Consider the following 18,256-nt stretch of genomic DNA (forward strand, 5'->3'; position numbering starts at 1 on the left):
CTTTTACACTCGTTAAAGTTAACGGAATAATTAATTTTATCTAATCAAACGTGATAAGATATGGGGAATCAAACGAACGATTGAAATTTAAGGGAGTAGATAAAGTGGTTGGTTTAAACGATGTAAAAAAAGCGCATGAAAAAATTAAGAGCAGTATTCACGTGACACCCATAATGACTTCTTCACAATTAAATAAGCAATGTGAAATGGAAGTGTTTTTAAAAGCAGAGCATCTACAGAAAACAGGATCATTTAAAATAAGGGGAGCAACAAATGCTGTAATGCAGGCAGTTGCAGAAGGTGCGCGCTTTATCACAGCTGCTTCGTCTGGAAATCATGGACAGGCTGTTGCTTATATTGCGAGTCAATTAGGTGTGCCGGCAGTAATTGTAGTACCAGAGGATGCGAACCGTGCCAAACTAGACGCCATTAAGGATTATGGGGCAGAAGTTGAATATTGTGGACTGACATCTGCCGAACGGATTCCAAGAGCTAAGCTACGCGCCAAAGAAAGAAACGGCGTCTATATTCCACCATATGATCATCAAGCTGTAATCGCTGGACAAGGGACGATTGCGTTAGAAATTTTAGAGCAGCTACCAACTATTGATGTTATCGTTGCACCGGTCGGTGGGGGTGGATTGATAAGTGGAATTTTGTGCGCGGTAAAAAATTTAAAACCGGAAGTTCGCGTTATAGGTGTAGAGCCAGAAAGTGCAAATGATACTTATTTATCGCTTCAAAATGGTGAAATCACAGCAATTTCAGCAACATCGACCCTTGCAGATGGACTGCGCACCACACAACCAGGAAATTTGACGTTCCCCATTATAAAAGAGCATTTAGATGAATTGGTCTTAGTTACGGAAGACGAAATAAAAGAAGCGTTTAAGTTTCTGTTAGAACGCACAAAACAGTTAGTAGAACCATCAGGTGCGACAGCACTAGCAGCTGTAATGAGTGGTAAAGCTGGTAAGAAAAACGAGCGAGTTGCTGTTGTTTTATCTGGTGGAAATGTTGATCTCGATCAAATTTCGAAACTTTTGAAAACCTAGGTACGAAACGTTTCATAAAAACAAAGGATATTAAGGGAGTTGAGAAGCAAGTAGTTCTATTACTTTAATAATAGAGCTACTTGTTTTTTGTTTGCTTGTTGCAATAAAAATTTGAAAGGGCTAACATTGAGTTTAATTATTCTGAATATATCGACTAGTTTGCGTGAAAAGTTTTATCTATAAGGAGGGCGAAAAATGACCGTTATGAATTTATTTAACTTAGATGGAAAGACAGCAATTATTACAGGGGGAGGTAGAGGACTTGGCGCAATGATGGCTGAGGCTTTTGCAGAGGCAGGAGCCAATATTGTTGTTTGTTCACGTAAAGTCGAAGCTTGCCAAGAAACGGCAAATAAAATTGAGAAAATGGGCGTAAAAGCACTAGCGTTAGCTTGTGATGTGACAAGTGAAAGCGATGTAGAAAGTGTGATTCAAAAAACGCTCGAAAAGTTTGGGTCGATTGATATTTTAGTAAATAATTCTGGTGCAACTTGGGGTGCGCCTGTTATTGATATGCCGTTAGATGCATGGAAAAAAGTAATGGATGTCAATGTCACAGGCACGTTCTTAATGAGTCGCGCAGTTGGAAAAACCATGATTGAACAAAACAGCGGGAAAATCATTAACATTGCATCGGTTGCCGGATTGGGTGGGATCGACCCAACGTTAATGGACACCATCGGCTACAATACCAGCAAAGGTGCAGTTATCACTTTTACAAAAGACTTAGCTGCAAAATGGGGACAGTACAATATTAATGTAAATGCGATTGCTCCAGGATTTTTTCCGACAAAAATGTCTAAAGCAATAATGGATAGAGGAAAGGAAAGTTTGCTAGCTAAAACGCCTTTAAATCGATTTGGGACAGAAGAAGATTTAAAAGGAACTGCTTTATTCTTAGCCTCAAAGGCATCAGATTACATAACAGGAGATGTTGTTATTGTGGATGGTGGCATGCATGTTCTATAGTTCCCTAAGAAAATAAATGGGGACGAACATGCGATAAAAGTAAAAAAGAACCGTGAATTATTCCGGAAAAATTTGGAGGAAATGATAAGAGAAGGAATCGCTCAAAAGGAGTTTCAAGATGGACTTAAAACTGAAATAGTTGCTTTTACTATTTTAGGTGTAATGAATTGGAGTTATCAGTGGTTCAACCCTTCAGGTTAATCATGAAGAGTAACGAAAAACTAGAAAAGTATTTCTTAGGAGGAGTATTGATGAAGGTTATAAAATTCGAGGAGTTTGGTGGACCAGATGTTTTACAGCTTGTGGAAGTTGAAAAGCCTGATTTTGGGGACACAGAAGTTATTGTTGAAGTAAAAGCGATTGGCATTAATTATGCAGATACAGCGAGGCGTGAAGGGAAATATGTTGTACAAACCGAACTGCCTTATATTCCGGGGTCCGAAGTGGCAGGAGTAATTGTCGCGAGTGGGAAAAATGTAGAGAACTTCAAAGCAGGGGACCGTGTTGTTGCTTTAATCGGTTCTGCAGGATATGCAGAATTTGCTGCGGTCGATGAAAGTGTTTTGACCAAAATTCCAGAAGGTGTTGACTTTGATCAAGCTGTTGCACTGCCACTCCAAGGTTTGAGTGCGTATCATATATTAAAAACGATGGGGCGTATTCAAAAAGGAGAGACAGTGCTGATTCATGCAGCTGCAGGGGGAGTTGGCGCGATTGCCGTACAGTTGGCTAGGATTTTTGGGGCCGAAACAATTATTGCAACTGCTAGTACGGAAGAGAAGTTGTTTCATGCACAGAAAATGGGTGCAACTCATTTAGTTAACTACACAGAAGAAGGCTGGACCGACAAAGTTAAAAATATTACTGGTGGTAGAGGGGTAGATTTGGCACTGGAAATGGTTGGTGGGGAAGTATTCAATAAAACATTAAAATGTTTGGCACCTTTTGGTAGGGTTGTTGTTTTTGGTGCTGCTAGCGGGGAACAGTCTTCTTTTAGTCCAGGGCAGTTAATGCGAAAAAATCAGTCTGTGATTGGATTTTTCCTGCCACAAATTATGCGTTATCCCGAATTGATTCAACAAAGCTTTGATGAGTTACTTGCCTATATGAAGAGTGGCGAATTGGTGTTAACGATTGGTGGAGTTTATCCATTAGCAGAAGCTGCAAAAGCACATTATTCATTGCAGGGAAGAAAAACCATTGGGAAATTGGTATTGAGACCATGACTTAGAATTTATCAGGTGAAAATGAGGTCATAATGAAAGATTTATAAAAGGAGTGAAACAATGAAAATTTTAGTTGTGGGTGCAGGAGCAATTGGTGGATATTTCGGAGGGAGATTACTCGAAAAAGGAGAAGACGTTACTTTTTTAGTAAGAGAAAAAAGAAAAGAAAAACTACAGCAAACTGGTTTGAAAATTAGGAGTAAAAATGGTGATCTTCAATTGACACCCAAGTTATTAACTAAAGACGATGAAAGCAAGCCGTTTGATGTCGTATTGATCTCAACGAAATCGTATCAACTTGAAAATGCGATACAAGATATCCAACCGTTTGTTAACGCAAAAACAATGATTTTGCCTTTACTGAATGGCATTTCTCATTTAGAACCGTTAGTCGAAGCATTTGGAGAAGAACGAGTGATTGGTGGATTGTGCTTTGTAGAAACGACATTGGCAGAAGATGGTGTAATCGTTCAGACTAGTCCAGTCCATCAACTGGTTTACGGTGAGCGGACGGGAGAGAAAACACAGCGCATTGAAACCTTAGAAAAATGCTTTAGTGGAACAAAAGCAGAGTTTGTTAAGAGCGATAACATCAATCAAGACATGTGGCATAAATATTTGTTTATTACCGTAATGTCGGGTATTACTTCGATGATGGAGACGCCTATAGGGCCGATTAGAGATCTTGAATCAGGTCAGCGTACCATTCAAGCATTTCTAGACGAGCTAGTCGCTGTCATGGAGAAAATAGATGCCCCCATCCAACAAGGAATTGCTGAAGTTCAATTAAAACGAATTAATAGCATGTCCACAGAGATGAAGTCATCTATGCAACGAGATATTGAAAAAAGACAGCCTACTGAGTTTGAGCATTTACAAGGGTATTTACTTGCTCAAGCTAAAAAAATGTCTGTTCCAGTTCCGATTTTAGAAACGATTTATACGAAATTAAAATTGTATGAACAGAAACAAGTGATGGATTAATAGTTGGAAACTAGGTAGTAGAGAATAAATTCTCAAGCCAGTAAAAACATTCAATTGATTTAATTCTTAGGAAGTAAAAAGAAATATTTGTCAGAACATTTACATTCTTTTGACAGTCATCTATGATGGACATACAAATGCTTTTTGGGTGTTTGCTAAAGATGAGAAAAAGGGGTTGGAAGAATGAATGCGATTGCATTAGCTGCTATTGGTATTTTTATTTTTATACTAGGTTACCGCTTTTATTCCAAATTTATAGCAGAAAAGATTTTTAAGCTTGATCCAAACTACGTTACTCCTGCGCACCGCTTTAAAGATGGTGTTGATTTTGTGCCTACCAATAAGTTTGTCTTATGGGGGCATCATTTTACGTCAGTTGCAGGGGCAGCCCCTATTTTAGGTCCAGCCATTGCGGTTTATTGGGGCTGGTTGCCAGCAGTACTATGGGTTGTACTCGGAACTGTGTTTGCTGCAGGAGTCCACGATTTCGGAACATTGGTTTTATCTGTTCGAAACAAAGGACAATCAGTTGGAACGCTTGCTCATCGATTAATCGGTCAACGAGGAAAAGTTTTGTTCTTGTTTATCATTTTGATCTTAGTGCTAATGGTCAATGCAGTATTTGCTTGGGTTATTGCTAAACTGTTTATCTCTTACCCAGCCAGTGTTGTTCCAGTATTTATTCAGATTCCTTTAGCTGTTTGGATTGGTCATGCTGTTTATAAGAAGAATAAGAAAATGCTTATTCCTTCTATATTTGCTTTAGCAATTATGTACATAACCGCTATTGTCGCCAGCCAAGTGAGTTTTCTTCAAATTGACCTTGTTCAATACATGGGTGGAGAAAATGGCACTGGAATATTCGGTCTCGATCCGATTTCCACAGCGTTCTTTATTTGGATTATCATTTTGATGATCTATGTTTATATCGCTTCTACGTTACCGGTTTGGAAATTACTTCAGCCACGCGACTTTATCAACTCGCATCAGTTAATTGTAGGACTTGGTATTCTTTATCTTGGGTTATTGTTTACTAATCCTAAAATCACAGCACCTATGACGAATCCAGATGCCGATATTTCTTGGTTCCCATTACTGTTCATTACAATTGCTTGTGGTGCGATTTCTGGATTCCACGGACTTGTTTCATCTGGAACCACTTCAAAGCAACTAGATAAAGAAACTGACGCTCGTTTTGTCGGATACTTAGGGGCAGTTGGAGAAGGGGTTTTGGCATTAATTTCGATTATTGCCGTTATTACGTTATTCCCTGACCGTGAGTCGTTCTTTGCAACTTACAGCAGCTTCCAAGCTTCTAATGGAGCGGGGTTAGGTGCCTTTATCGAAGGTGCTACAGGTTTAGCGCAAGGTTTATCGATTCCTGCAGAGGTGGCTTCAACAATTGTTTCGATTATTGTTGTGTCATTTGCAGCGACAACTTTAGATACTTCAGTTCGATTAATGCGCTATATCATTTCGGAACTTGGTGTCGAATACAAAATTCCGTCTCTCGAGAAAAAACATGTAGCTACAACACTTGCGGTTGGAGCAAGTGCTGCACTTGTATTACTTCCTGAAGGACCGAACGGTTTTGGTTCAGGTGGATACTTGTTATGGCCATTGTTCGGAACAGCCAATCAGTTGCTGGCCGGTATCAGTTTATTGCTGATTTCCATATGGTTGAAGAAACTTGGTCGAAATTACATGATCACCATTATTCCAATGATTTTCCTCATGTTTATGACGCTTTGGGCAATGTTCCAGCAAGTGTTCTTGCAGTGGGCATGGTATGCAAAACAGCCAAGCATGTTGTTGTTCATATTTGGCGCTATTATCTTTGTCTTTACACTATGGATTATCTTAACTGCAGTTCAAGCATTGTTGAAGAAAACAGATCCTGGATTTTCGGAAGATGAATAAAATATAAAGTGGGTAAGGGGTCATGATTTTATATGACCCCTTCCATTTAGTTTAGAAAGAGGTGTTGATATGTTGGTATTCGATAAATTAAAACAATTGATTGCTTTTTATGAGGCTGTCCTAGAATTGCCACATCGCACTGAAATTGCACGTGAATTACGAGATGAAGACGATCTATTTTTACTCATGCTTTATTCGGAAATGTTGGGGATTCCAAATCCTGTGTATTACTACACATTGGAATTGTATCCGTATATGATTGAAGAATTTCACGATTGGCATTTGCGTATGGGCATGGATAAATCACCTTTAACCGGTATACGTTGCTGTTAGTTTTGTTAGGAATGAGGAGAAAATATGGATGTATTAACTAAAAGTATTATTTTTGTAGGAGGAAAAGGGGGTGTTGGGAAATCGACATCAGCTGCAGCAATTGCTTGGAAATCTGCTAAAGAAGGATATAAAACTTTGTTGATTTCTACAGACCCTGCCCATAATGTGGGAGATATTTTTAACGAACACATTGGTGGCAAAACAAAAGAGATTGCGAATAATTTATATGCACTTGAAATTGATCCGGAAATTGAAACGGATAATTATATTAAAACGGTAAAATCCAATATTAAAGGAACTGTTCATTCAAGCATGATGGAAGAAGTAAATCGACAACTGGATACGGCAAAAGCTTCTCCTGGTGCAGACGAAGCGGCGTTATTCGATAAGCTAATTCACATTATTTTAGAAGAGCGTCAGAACTTTGATAAGTTAGTGTTCGACACTGCTCCGACAGGCCATACAATTCGTTTGTTAACATTGCCTGAACTCATGGGTGTTTGGATTGAGGGATTGCTTGAGAAACGGCGCAAAACCAATGAAAATTACTCGCAACTATTAAATGATGGTGAACCAAGAGAAGATCCCATTTACGATGTGTTGAGAGAGCGGCAAGAGCGTTTTTCAAAAGCGCGAGATCTTTTACTAAATGAAAAAGAAACTGGATTTATCTTTGTGCTAAATCCAGAACGTTTGCCTATTTTAGAAACAAAAAAAGCATTGGATTTATTGAACAAATATCAACTACACGTAAAAACGCTCATTATTAATAAGGTGTTACCAGAAGAAGCAGACGGCGAATTTTTAATGGAACGAAAAAAGCATGAAAAGAAATATGTGCATCAAATAGAAGAAACATTCTCGGAACAAAAGCTGGTATACGTACCGCTTTTTTCACAGGATATTATTAGTAAAGAACAACTGGAGTTATTCAGTGAGTACTTCAAGGAAGGATGAGTTAAATGAAAGCATTTGTAATAGAATCCGGCGAGTGGAAACTAACAGATATTGAAGAACCAAAGCCAAAGTCAGGAGAAGTGGTAGTGTCTTTAAAAACGGCGGGCATAAACCGCAGAGACTTAGGTTTAATCAACCGTTATGGAGATAATCCAGAAGCCCTTATTATTGGGTCAGACGGAGCGGGTGTAGTAGAGGAAGTTGGAGAAGGTGTAGTCGACTTTGCTTATGGAGACGAAGTGATTATTAATCCTGCGTTGCGCTGGTATAAAAACAGTGAGGCACCGCCTGCAGAATTTGATATTTTGGGGTTGCCTGATCATGGGACTTTTGCAGAAAAAATTGCGATCTCAGCTGAACAATTAGAGAAAAAACCTGTCCATTTGAGCTGGGAAGAAGCGGGGAGTTTAGCTTTGCCTGCATTAACGGGATATCGAGCTTTGTTTACTAAAGGACAATTGAAAAAAGGAGAAACTTTGTTTATCCCAGGTGCAGGAAGCGGTGTGGCAACATTCTTAATTCAATTTGCTAAAAACTGTGGAGCTCGTGTAATTGTCACTTCACGTAGTGAAGAAAAGCGTCAATATGCTTTGAGAATAGGGGCTGATGTGGCCATCCCAACAGACAGTGAATGGGTAGAAGAACTAGAAGGCGAAACGATTGATCTTGTGATCGATAGTGTAGGAGAAGCTACTTTTAATCGCTCGCTGGATGTTTTGAAAAAAGGTGGGCGGATTGTTGTTTTTGGAGCAACTACAGACGACATTGTTGATTTTAATCTTCGGAAATTTTTCTACGGACAATATCAATTGTTTGGTTCTACCATGGGAAGTCGAGAAGAGTTACGTGCGATGTTGAAATATATGGAGTCTCATAATATGCGTCCTGTCGTTGACAAGGCTTTTTCATTAGATGAAGCAAAAGACGCATTCAACCATTTAGCATCAGGCAATCAATTTGGTAAAGTTGTTTTGCGCATCAGTGAATAAAAATGAAACTTCTCAGACAGTCATCCGTATATATAGGACAAGAAAGAATTGACTGGAGGTTTATAGGATGGAAAACACAGGTTTGAAAGTACTTGTACATGCCAGTGCGTTTTTTGCACCATTTCTTGTCCCTGTTATTGTGTTTCTAATTTCAGAAGACAAAGAACTTAAAAAGCTGTCAATTCAAGCATTATTGTTCCAATTAGTAATAGGAGCATTAATCTTCGTTTCCAGCTGGCTCGTCTTTCTCCTAATTGGGATTCCGATGTTAATCGTCTTTGGATTGATGGGCGTCATCGTACCAATCATGGGAATTATTAAAGCTCTCAACAATGAGTATTTTGACTATCCAATAGTCGGAAGCTGGTACCAATAAAAAAAGCCCCTCGGGGCTTTTTTTATTGTTCAAGAATATAAGACAAGGCTTTGATGGCTTGGTCGCAAGTTTCTACAGTTGCACTGGCTTTTCGAGATAACTCTTTTAATGGATGATGTAATTTTTCAGGGCGGATGAGTATAACCGGCTTGCCTGAAGCAATTGCTGTACTAGCATCCATTGCCGTATTCCATTGCTTGTACTGCTCACCAAATAGCGCGATCACCAAATCGGCCTTGTGCATCAAAACGCCAGTACGCAAATTATTAAAACTAGAAGCTGCATGATCTTTAGCGACCGCATCGGGTTGTTCACCCAAAATGTCTTCTCCAATATTATCCGAACGTTCGTGAATTTCCATCGGACCCACAAAATCGATTGGCAAATCTAAAGCAACCGACTTTTTCTTAATTTCCTCGCGCCACGCACTATGAATTTCTCCAGCAAGATAAACAGTTAATCTCATCATGTCACCCTCCAAAAGATATTTCTTCAAGTGTATCATAATGATAAGGTGATGCTTATATGATCTGGCGCTCTCTATGAATAACGGGCATCACAGAAAGCACATTATCCATTTTAAACGTGCGTTTCTTATGACGAAGAAAGCAATAGGCTTGAAATGAGTCTCCAGTCATCGATAAAATTTTAACACGACGTTTGCTGATGCTGCCATCTTTAGCGATGTACATCATATCGATTAGCTGTTGGTAACTAAAAGCCTTTTGAATTTGTGCTTTCATGATTAACCCTCCCTATAATAAGAACATTTGTTCTTATTATAAAACAAAAGACCGATTAAAACAAGCAGTCTATCTCGTGTATAATAGAACGAACATATATTCTTTTGCAACAAAGGAAAGGGGTAATTAAATGAAGTTTTTTCATACAGCCGACTGGCATTTAGGGAAATTAGTGCAAGGCATATACATGACAGAAGATCAGCAATATGTACTAGAACAATTTATTAATGCAATTAAAGAGGAAAAACCAGACGCCATCATTATTGCTGGTGATCTCTATGACCGTGCAGTTCCTCCAACAGAGGCAGTCAACTTACTCGATGAAGTATTGGCAGAAATCGTTTTAGAATTGAATACGCCCGTCGTGGCAGTAGTAGGAAATCACGATAGTCCTGGGAGGTTGAATTTTGGTAGTCGTCTAATGAAAGGCAATGGGATCTATATCGCAGGACATGTTCATAAAGACCATCAAGCGGTTGTCTTAAATGATCAGTTTGGTGAAGTTCATTTTCATTTAATTCCTTATGCAGATCCTTCAATGATTCGTTATGAATTTGAAGATGATACGATTCGTACACATAACGACGCGATGAAAGCTATTACAGAAAATATTAAGTCCGCATATAACCCTCAAGCGCGGCACGTGTTTGTGGGTCATGCATTTGTGACGCCTCATGGTGAGCAAGAAGAAAATACCAGCGACTCAGAACGACCATTATCAATTGGTGGAGCGGAGCATGTAGATGCTCATCATTTCAACGGCTTTCATTACACAGCGCTTGGTCATTTACATAAAGCTCACTATGTATTGAATGAAACTATTCGCTATTCGGGATCTCCTTTAAAATATTCAATATCAGAAGAACATCATAAAAAAGGCTTTCATATTGTTGAACTAGACGCAGAAGGCGAAGTTACTGTGGAAAAGCGTTTATTGTCACCCATGCGTGATATGCGAACAATCGAAGGAACGATAGAGGAAATATTACGCCATGAAATTAGCGAGGATTATGTCTTCGTTACTTTACTAGACGAGGCACCGGTGCTATTTCCTATGGAAAAAGTGCGTTCCGTTTATCCGAACGCCATGCATGTTGGACGTAAAAACTTCTCAGGGAGCATGTTGCAACAAGAGACGGGATCTCGCAGGAAAATGGATTCCTTATCTTTGTTCCATGCTTTTTATGAAGAAGTAAAAGGGGAAAAGGCGACAGAAGAAACGGTCGACATTTTTAAAGATGTGCTTGAAGAATTTCTCCGTGAGGAACCAACTGTAAAAGTAGAGGTGAAGTCATGAGACCATTAAAACTAAAAATGACTGCATTCGGTCCATATAAAAATACTGAAGAAATTGATTTTACTAATTTGCAAGGAAATCAGCTATTTGTTATTTCGGGGAGTACAGGTTCAGGTAAAACGACAATTTTTGACGGGATTTGTTTTGCTTTGTATGGTTCTGCAAGTGGTTCTGACCGAAGTGAGGCACGCATATTGAGAAGTGATTTTGCAGATGACGCAACGCATACAGCTGTAGAAATGGAATTTGAAATTCACGGAAAAAAATACCGCGTATTGCGCCAAATGAGTCATGTTAAAAAAGGCAATAAAAGCCCGACTGGAGAGCGCTTTGAATTTTTCGAGTTAACAGAAGAAGGTGAAAAGCCGGCAGTCGAACGCCAAATTGTTTCGGAAATTAATCGGCGCATCGAGGAAATTGTGGGATTAACTCAAAATCAGTTTAGTCAAATTGTCATGTTGCCACAAGGTGAGTTCCGGAAACTTTTAACGTCGGAAACAGACAATAAAGAAGAGATTCTTCGGAAAATATTCAAAACAGAACCGTATAAATTGATCAGTGAGCGCTTAAAGCAAAAGAAAGATGAGGCAGAAAAAATAGTTGACCGCGAGCATAACAAATTGACTATTCATCTTCAGCAGATTAGCTCTGCATTGCCAGAACGCCAATCGGAACTTTTTGAAGTGTTGAGCCGCGAACATAAAAATATCAATCAAGTGCTAGAGGGCTTACAAAAAGAAACAGCTTATTACAGAGAAAAAATCAGTCTAGATGAGCAAAAATACGTAAAGGCTTATCAACTTCATGCTGATAAGACGACAGCTTATCATGAAGCGAAAAAATGGAACGACCGTTTTGAAGAACTCTATGCGAAAAACGCTCAATTACAACAGCTTGTGCAACGTCAGTCGGAATATGAAGAAAAAGAAGCCGTTTTACAATCGGCGGAGAAAGCCAGTTATATTGCTGGAATGGAAAGCTTATTTTATGAACTGCAAAAAGATGAAATCAGCAAAAAGAAGTTGCTTGAAGATGCACAAAATCAGCAAGAACAAGCAGAACAAAAGAAACGTTCAACAGAACAGACATTTTATACTCAACAAGAGTTACAAAGTGAGCGTGATAAATTAGGCGAGCAGCTTGTATATTTGCAAAAATTATTGCCAGCTATAGAAGAGTTAACGATAAAAAAACAACAACTTGTACAGCTCGAAGAAACCGCAAAACAGTCGGAGAACAGCTTAAAGCAAGCAGAAAAAGAATTTAACGAACAAAAAAGTGAGAAACAACAATTAGATGAAAAAGTCATGGAAATAGAAAAAATTCTAGATTCATCTGATAATATACAACAAGAGTTAACAGTCGTAACTGAAAAATCGCGTGTAATAAATGACTATATTTTATTGAAAGAGCGAAACAGCCAACTGCAAATCGTGCAACAAGGCAAAAAGGAGAAATTTGAAGAAACCGCAGCTTCTTATCGCCAACTAGAAGCGCAGTGGTTTGCAAACCAAGCGCATGTTCTTGCCGGTCAATTGCATGACGGAGAAGCATGTCCTGTTTGTGGAAGTATCGAACATCCTGGAGTGAATTTAAAGGATGCAGAGAAAGTCGTAACGAAAGAGCAAGTAGACGTGGCAAAATCTAGCTTTGATCAAGTAGATGGAGAATACCGCAATGCGTCAGCGAAGCTAATTGCTATAGAAGAGCAGTTGGAAAACAAAGCGGGTGAATTAACTGGACTAAAATTAGACATTAACCAAATAGAAGAAATTTCAAACGCTATAGTAGAATCCAAACATCTATTAACTGAAAAAGTAAAACAACAGCAGGCTCATAAAATCGAGTTACGAAAATGGAAAGAACAATTGACTAGTTGTTCTCAGAAGATTGAACAACTAGAACAAAAGAAACAGAGCTTGGCTAAAGAAGTGCAAGGTCATAGTTCATCTTTTCAAGCAGCTACAGCCGTTTTTGAAAATGAATTGGCCGCAGTTCCAGAAGAACTTCGTGAGCTGTCTGTCTTGAAGCAACAATTACAACAAACAACATTACAAAAACAACAGTATGAGCAACAGTGGAAAGTGGCTCAAGAACAATTCCAAAACTCGAAAGAACAGTTGGCTAGTGCGGAAGTATCTGTCGGTCATGCTACAAATACAGTAATAGAAGTAGTGCAAAAGAGAGAAAAAGCTCAGCAACAATTTGTACAGGCTCTGGAAAAATCGGCATTTAGATCTGAACAAGCTTATCAGCAAGCAAAAATGACAGAAGCAGCAGTTACAGCGTTGAAAAAAGATATTGAAGAGTTTAATCAACGCCGCCATACGTTAAAGCAGCAAGTAAGTGAATTGAAAGAATTGCTAGCGGATCAAGAGTTAAAGGATTTAAGTCAAGTAGAAATCGAGTTGTCTGAACTGAAAACAGATTACGAAAATGCTTTCGCAGAACAGAATCGTTCACGAAATTTCGAGAAGATAGGTAATGAATTAATCGACAGCATTCAAAGTGTCATTGAAAAAGCACTTGAAGCAGAGAAAAATCTCAATCGAATTGCAGATTTGCATAATATGATTCGTGGACAAAATGGGTTAAAAATTTCGTTTGAACGCTATTTACAAATCGAGTATTTGGAACAAATCATCTTATCTGCCAATGAACGGTTGAAAAACTTATCGAATGGTCAATTTTATTTGATTCGCAGCGACCGACAAGAAGCACGCGGTAAACAAAGCGGTCTTGGATTAGATGTCTATGATGCGTATACCGGACAAACTCGAGATGTTAAAACAATGTCAGGGGGAGAAAAATTTAATGCTTCGCTTTGCTTAGCGCTTGGTATGGCTGATGTTATTCAAAGCTTTCAAGGAAATGTCTCGATTGATACGATGTTTATTGACGAAGGGTTCGGATCGCTCGATGAAGAATCACTTAATAAGTCGATTGAAACCTTGATCGATTTGCAAAAATCCGGACGTATGATCGGGGTTATTTCACATGTGAAAGAACTAAAAGCAGCGATTCCTGCCATATTGCAAGTTGAAAAATCAAAAGAAGGTTATAGTCGGACTAAGTTTCTTATTAAGTAAAACAAGACAGCAAGAGCTTGTGTGTTTGAATTGCTTAGAAAAAGTGAATAATAAGAGTAAGAGATAAGTTACTAAAGACGCCGATTGCAGAGTGCATTACGGGGAAAATAACGAAAACCAAAGGGGTTTAAAAGATGAAAGATTTTAGTTTTAAATCGCGAATTATCTACTTTGGCGCAATTGCTATCATCAGCCTGGCTTTCTTAGCATTACAGCTTACTTCTGTAATACAAGGATCTAACGGGGCGGGCTCTATTACTCTTGTAATTCTATGGTCGATAATGGCATTGTTTGGTATAGCAGGTATTGGGTACGCATATAAAGTTCGCAACCGTCAGAAAAACTGACGGTTTTTTTATTTGCGGTTAAGACGAAATAGTTTAAAAGTTTAGGAAATGAAAGACCCGATAGAATATATGATAAAGTTAGAATAGAGTGAAAAAACAGGGGGGTTATAAGATGGGGAAACAATTAACGCCACAAGAAGTAGTCAAGTTAATCGATAAAAATGCGGATCTGATTATCCCGATTGCCAACGGAGAACCAATCCGATTACTAGATATATTAGAAGAAAATGCTGAGCAACTGGATGGAGTAAAAATACATCAAATGTTGGCATTACGGTCACGATCATACATTCAAGGTGAATTCGAGCAACTAAAACATGTATCGTATTTTCTTAGTGGTGCTACGCGCAAAGTATATCAGCAAGCAAAAATGGACTTGATTCCAAACAACTTCCATGAAGTACCTCGTATGCTTCAAAAAACAACGAAAATGTCGATGATTTTGACAGTCGCATCACCAATGGATGAACATGGTTATTTCACTTTAGGAACTCAAGCTGATTATATTGCTGAATTTATAGGGGAAGTGCCGTTTATTTTAGAAGTAAACAAAAATATGCCGCGCACATTTGGTCGCAATCAAATTCATGTTAGCCAAATTGCAGGCTATGTAGAGCATCATGTAGCTCTTTCAGAAGAGATAATTCCGGAAGTTAGCGATAAGGATTTATTAATCGCCTCTAACATTATTCAAGACATTCAAGACGGAGATACGTTGCAAATTGGTATCGGTTCTGTACCTAACGCTGTTATCAGTATGTTGAAAGATCATCGTCATTTAGGAATTCACACAGAAATGTTGCCAGATGGCGTTGCAGGTTTAGTGGCTGCAGGTGCAGTAGATGGCACACGCAAGTTTACGAACCCAGGAAAAATTGTTGCTACTTTCGCTTTTGGATCTAAAAATTTGTATAATTTTATAGATAACAATCCTGCTGTTGAGTTCTTGCCAGTTAGTGTTGTAAACGATCCGCGAGAAATTGCGAAAGAAAAAAATATTGTTTCGATTAATTCAACAACAGAAGTTGATTTGTTTGGACAATGTGCTTCAGAAACTGTTGGTGGAAAGTATTATTCCTCAAGTGGTGGACAAGTAGACTTTGCGCGCGGTGTTCGATTTGCTGAAAATGGTAAAGGTTATATTTGCATGCCGTCAACTGCTAAAGACGATACATTGTCACGAATAAAGCTCCATCTTACTCCAGGATCGATCGTGACCACTGGTAAAAATGATGTGGACAATATTGTCACAGAGTACGGCGTGGCCCGCTTACATGGCGTATCGATTTCAGAACGTGCTAAACGTCTAGCGGCAATAGCACATCCAAAATTCCGTGAAGAATTATTGTTTGATGCTAAAAAACAGGGATTGTTAACTTAATATAAAAAAAAGCCGTTTTCTTTTGAAAACGGCTTTTTTTTATTCGGCATCCGAAACAAACTTCTTTACAAGTCCATTAAATGGGAATATACTTACTTAAGTAAATAATATTTAAGGATGAGGCTAATGAAAAAATTATTGTTTCATGAAATTCACCAAAAATCGCGCTTATCAATCAAAGAAGTTAATGACGCCTTAAAAGAATTCGAATTATATAGTTCACAATGGGCTATTCTTTTTTGTTTAAAACAATTTGGTTCAATGACACAGAAAGAAATTTGGCAGTATTTGAATGTTGAAGCACCAACTGTTACGAGGACAGTTGCTCGTCTGGAGGAAAAGGGATGGTTATTCCGGGAAGAAGGACATGACAAACGAGAAAGAATTGTTCACTTATCCCCATTTGCTGATGAAAACTTACCGGAGATTGAAAGGCGGATTCAGCAGGTAGAGGAAGAGTTGCTATCAAACCTTTCGGATGAAGAGCAAAGCCAGTTAGTTTCGTTGCTGAAGAAAATTGGACAATAATTTTAAGGAAGAAGATGTAGTGAATGACTGAAAAAAGACCAATCTGGACAAAGAGCTTTGTTAATATTTCAATCAGTACATTTTTTGTTTTTGTTGTTTTTTATGCATTATTAACATATATGCCTCTTTATGTTTTGAATGAATTAAACGGTACAGCTACAGAAGCAGGGTTGGTAATATCCGTATTCTTGCTGTCTGCGATTATTATGCGTTTCTTATCAGGGATGATTTTAGAGAAATTCGGGAAAAAAAAGATGTTGCTAATTTCAGTTTTTCTATTTGCTATTAGTACCATATTTTATCTATTTATCGGAAGTTTCACAGCACTCTTATGGTTGCGGTTTTTCCATGGGATTTGGTTTAGCTTGCTAACAACTGTAGCAGGAGCGATTGCTGCAGATATTATTCCACCAGAGCGTCGGGGTGAAGGTTTAGGTTATTACGGAATTGCGATGAATTTAGCAGTAGTTGTAGGTCCTTTTATCGTCTTAACCTTGCAACAATACGTGTCAGCACATATTATCTTTATTGTACTTGCGGTTATTATCATTATCGGATTTTTATGTGCATTGGCTGTTAAGGTGAATGAAGAATCCTATGTTAAGCAACCAAAACATAAATTATCGATCAACGACTTTTTAGAGAAAAAAACGATGCCAATTGCAACGGTTGGTTTCTTAATCGCATTTGCGTATGCGAGTGTCATTGCCTTTATTTCTGTTTATGCGGAATCGCTAGGGCTCATACAAACCGCTAGTTTCTTCTTTCTTGTGTATGCGGTAGCGATGCTGGTTGTTCGACCAATTACCGGGAGGCTTTTTGATACTGTGGGACCTAAAGTCGTCATTATTCCTTCGATTATTATTTTTGGTGTGGGATTGATTACATTAAGCTTTACCGAAGTTCCGTGGATGTTATTATTGTCAGGGGCGTTAATCGGTCTTGGTTACGGGACCTTATTGCCTAGCTTTCAAAGTCTCGCTATACAGGCAGCTGACAAGCATCGTAGCGGTTATGCTACAGGAACGTTCTTTGCCTTTTACGATAGTGGGATTGCCATTGGATCTGTCTTACTTGGATTGATCGCAGGAATCGCTGGCTACTCAAACCTCTATTTAATGCTAGGTGTTTTCGTGATTCTTGTTGTGTTTTACTATATGTGGATTGCATCAAAACAAGAGCCACAAGCTCATTAAAAAAAGTAGTGCACAATAAATTTGTGCACTACTTTTTTAATGGACGGTCAAAATAACCGAGCCAAGTTCGCTATAACTTGCTTCATAAATACCTTTTTCTAATGGTTTTGGCAAAATAAATGTGCCAGAAGAAATGGCCATTCCTTTTTTAATTGATAATTCATGGGTGGCTAGTTCTTCAACCAACCATTTGACTGCGTTAATTGGATGATCTAATACTTCGGAGGAATCATTAGAAGCGATTTCTATCCCGTTTAATGTTAAAGTGCCGGGTAATTTATCTAACTGATCATAAGTAATATGATCTTTTGGTGTTCCAATCACAATTTTCCCCGCTACTGCACTGTCAGCAATAACTTGTCCTAAACTAATTTTAGGGAACCAGTCCTCAAATCGAGAATCGGGTATTTCAATACCGGGTGCTACCAATGTCTTCTCTAAAAGTTGCTGGACATCGTCAGTGATAGATAGCTCTTCTTTCGCGATGAAAATCAATTCTATTTCAATTAAAGGTGATGACATCGAGTCTAACTGGATTTCTCCGTCTGATATAGAACTCGTTGTGAGAGCTCCGTATAAAGGAGTTTCTGATTCGAATAGATTTTGTGTTTCTTTACTCGTCAAACTTATTTTATAGCCTTCTAATTGTTCTTGACCATCTTGTTTTTTGTTTGTAGTGACTCCATGTTGAATCATGTACGCTTGGGATTTTTTTAATGTAGCGGGAATTGCTTCTTTTGCTATAGGTTGTCGCTTTTTATAAGCCTCGTACAAAGTCATTGTCATTTCTTTTAGTTGAGAGTTAAAGTGTGTCATAGGTTAGCCTCCTTCATAAGCTATAACCTATAACATAACATTTTATCAGT

At 38.5% G+C, this 18,256-nt stretch carries 19 protein-coding genes; 16 read left to right on the plus strand and 3 right to left on the minus strand.

From position 1 onward, the window contains the following. Positions 1-104: 104 nt before the first annotated feature. From PLANO_RS01395 to PLANO_RS01435, 10 genes are all read left to right on the plus strand, one after another. Positions 105-1,055, plus strand: a complete 951-nt coding sequence (locus PLANO_RS01395) for a threonine ammonia-lyase (protein ID WP_038702300.1) — start codon at positions 105-107, stop codon at positions 1,053-1,055. A gap of 195 nt (positions 1,056-1,250) precedes the next feature. Then, positions 1,251-2,024 (plus strand): SDR family oxidoreductase, encoded by a 774-nt coding sequence (locus PLANO_RS01400; protein WP_038702302.1) that lies wholly within the window; start codon positions 1,251-1,253, stop codon positions 2,022-2,024. A gap of 33 nt (positions 2,025-2,057) precedes the next feature. Then, complete coding sequence (locus PLANO_RS16160; RefSeq protein ID WP_269429598.1) at positions 2,058-2,225, plus strand: TetR-type transcription factor C-terminal domain-containing protein; 168 nt, start codon at positions 2,058-2,060, stop codon at positions 2,223-2,225. 50 nt (positions 2,226-2,275) lie between these two features. After that, positions 2,276-3,250: a quinone oxidoreductase family protein gene (locus PLANO_RS01405; RefSeq protein WP_038702304.1), complete on the plus strand. Its 975-nt coding sequence runs from the start codon at positions 2,276-2,278 to the stop codon at positions 3,248-3,250. A gap of 60 nt (positions 3,251-3,310) precedes the next feature. Further along, positions 3,311-4,234, plus strand: coding sequence for a ketopantoate reductase family protein (locus PLANO_RS01410; protein WP_038702306.1), 924 nt, complete (start codon positions 3,311-3,313; stop codon positions 4,232-4,234). A gap of 183 nt (positions 4,235-4,417) precedes the next feature. Then, positions 4,418-6,154, plus strand: a complete 1,737-nt coding sequence (locus PLANO_RS01415; protein ID WP_038702308.1) for a carbon starvation CstA family protein — start codon at positions 4,418-4,420, stop codon at positions 6,152-6,154. Between the two features lie 69 nt (positions 6,155-6,223). Further along, entirely contained in the window at positions 6,224-6,487 is a 264-nt protein-coding gene (locus PLANO_RS01420) for a cory-CC-star protein (RefSeq protein WP_006829350.1), read from the plus strand. A 24-nt stretch (positions 6,488-6,511) separates the two neighbouring features. Next, positions 6,512-7,444: an ArsA family ATPase gene (locus PLANO_RS01425; RefSeq protein ID WP_038702311.1), complete on the plus strand. Its 933-nt coding sequence runs from the start codon at positions 6,512-6,514 to the stop codon at positions 7,442-7,444. Between the two features lie 5 nt (positions 7,445-7,449). Continuing rightward, complete coding sequence (locus PLANO_RS01430; RefSeq protein WP_038702313.1) at positions 7,450-8,433, plus strand: zinc-binding dehydrogenase; 984 nt, start codon at positions 7,450-7,452, stop codon at positions 8,431-8,433. Between the two features lie 67 nt (positions 8,434-8,500). Then, entirely contained in the window at positions 8,501-8,809 is a 309-nt protein-coding gene (locus PLANO_RS01435; RefSeq protein WP_038702315.1) for a DUF4870 domain-containing protein, read from the plus strand. A gap of 22 nt (positions 8,810-8,831) precedes the next feature. On the opposite strand, the gene PLANO_RS01440 is transcribed toward PLANO_RS01435, so the two are convergent. Together PLANO_RS01440 and PLANO_RS01445 are read right to left on the minus strand one after the other, a co-directional pair. After that, positions 8,832-9,275, minus strand: a complete 444-nt coding sequence (locus PLANO_RS01440) for a YtoQ family protein (protein WP_038702317.1) — start codon at positions 9,273-9,275, stop codon at positions 8,832-8,834. Between the two features lie 55 nt (positions 9,276-9,330). After that, entirely contained in the window at positions 9,331-9,552 is a 222-nt protein-coding gene (locus tag PLANO_RS01445; protein WP_038702319.1) for a transcriptional regulator, read from the minus strand. 130 nt (positions 9,553-9,682) lie between these two features. On the opposite strand from PLANO_RS01445, the gene PLANO_RS01450 reads away from it, so the two are divergent. The 6 genes from PLANO_RS01450 (at position 9,683) to PLANO_RS01475 (ending at position 17,390) form a co-directional block, all read left to right on the plus strand. Then, positions 9,683-10,849 (plus strand): exonuclease SbcCD subunit D, encoded by a 1,167-nt coding sequence (locus PLANO_RS01450; RefSeq protein ID WP_038702321.1) that lies wholly within the window; start codon positions 9,683-9,685, stop codon positions 10,847-10,849. Further along, a complete protein-coding gene (locus PLANO_RS01455) occupies positions 10,846-13,938 on the plus strand; it encodes an AAA family ATPase (protein ID WP_038702323.1) in 3,093 nt (1,030 codons plus the stop codon). The genes PLANO_RS01450 and PLANO_RS01455 overlap by 4 nt, the downstream gene beginning before the upstream one ends. Before the next feature lie 134 nt (positions 13,939-14,072). Continuing rightward, positions 14,073-14,285, plus strand: a complete 213-nt coding sequence (locus tag PLANO_RS01460) for a hypothetical protein (RefSeq protein ID WP_038702325.1) — start codon at positions 14,073-14,075, stop codon at positions 14,283-14,285. Positions 14,286-14,397: 112 nt separating this feature from the next. After that, entirely contained in the window at positions 14,398-15,666 is a 1,269-nt protein-coding gene (locus PLANO_RS01465; protein WP_038702327.1) for an acetyl-CoA hydrolase/transferase family protein, read from the plus strand. A gap of 126 nt (positions 15,667-15,792) precedes the next feature. After that, positions 15,793-16,194 (plus strand): MarR family winged helix-turn-helix transcriptional regulator, encoded by a 402-nt coding sequence (locus PLANO_RS01470; protein WP_038702329.1) that lies wholly within the window; start codon positions 15,793-15,795, stop codon positions 16,192-16,194. A 23-nt stretch (positions 16,195-16,217) separates the two neighbouring features. Next, the gene (locus PLANO_RS01475) at positions 16,218-17,390 is read left to right on the plus strand and encodes an MFS transporter (protein WP_038702330.1); all 1,173 of its coding nucleotides are present in this window, start codon (positions 16,218-16,220) and stop codon (positions 17,388-17,390) included. A 36-nt stretch (positions 17,391-17,426) separates the two neighbouring features. On the opposite strand, the gene PLANO_RS01480 is transcribed toward PLANO_RS01475, so the two are convergent. Beyond that, positions 17,427-18,206 carry a 2-keto-4-pentenoate hydratase gene (locus PLANO_RS01480; RefSeq protein ID WP_038702332.1) on the minus strand — a complete coding sequence of 260 codons (780 nt, stop codon included), beginning with the start codon at positions 18,204-18,206 and terminating at the stop codon, positions 17,427-17,429. Positions 18,207-18,256: the final 50 nt, after the last annotated feature.

Source organism: Planococcus sp. PAMC 21323, from assembly GCF_000785555.1.
GTDB lineage: Bacteria > Bacillota > Bacilli > Bacillales_A > Planococcaceae > Planococcus.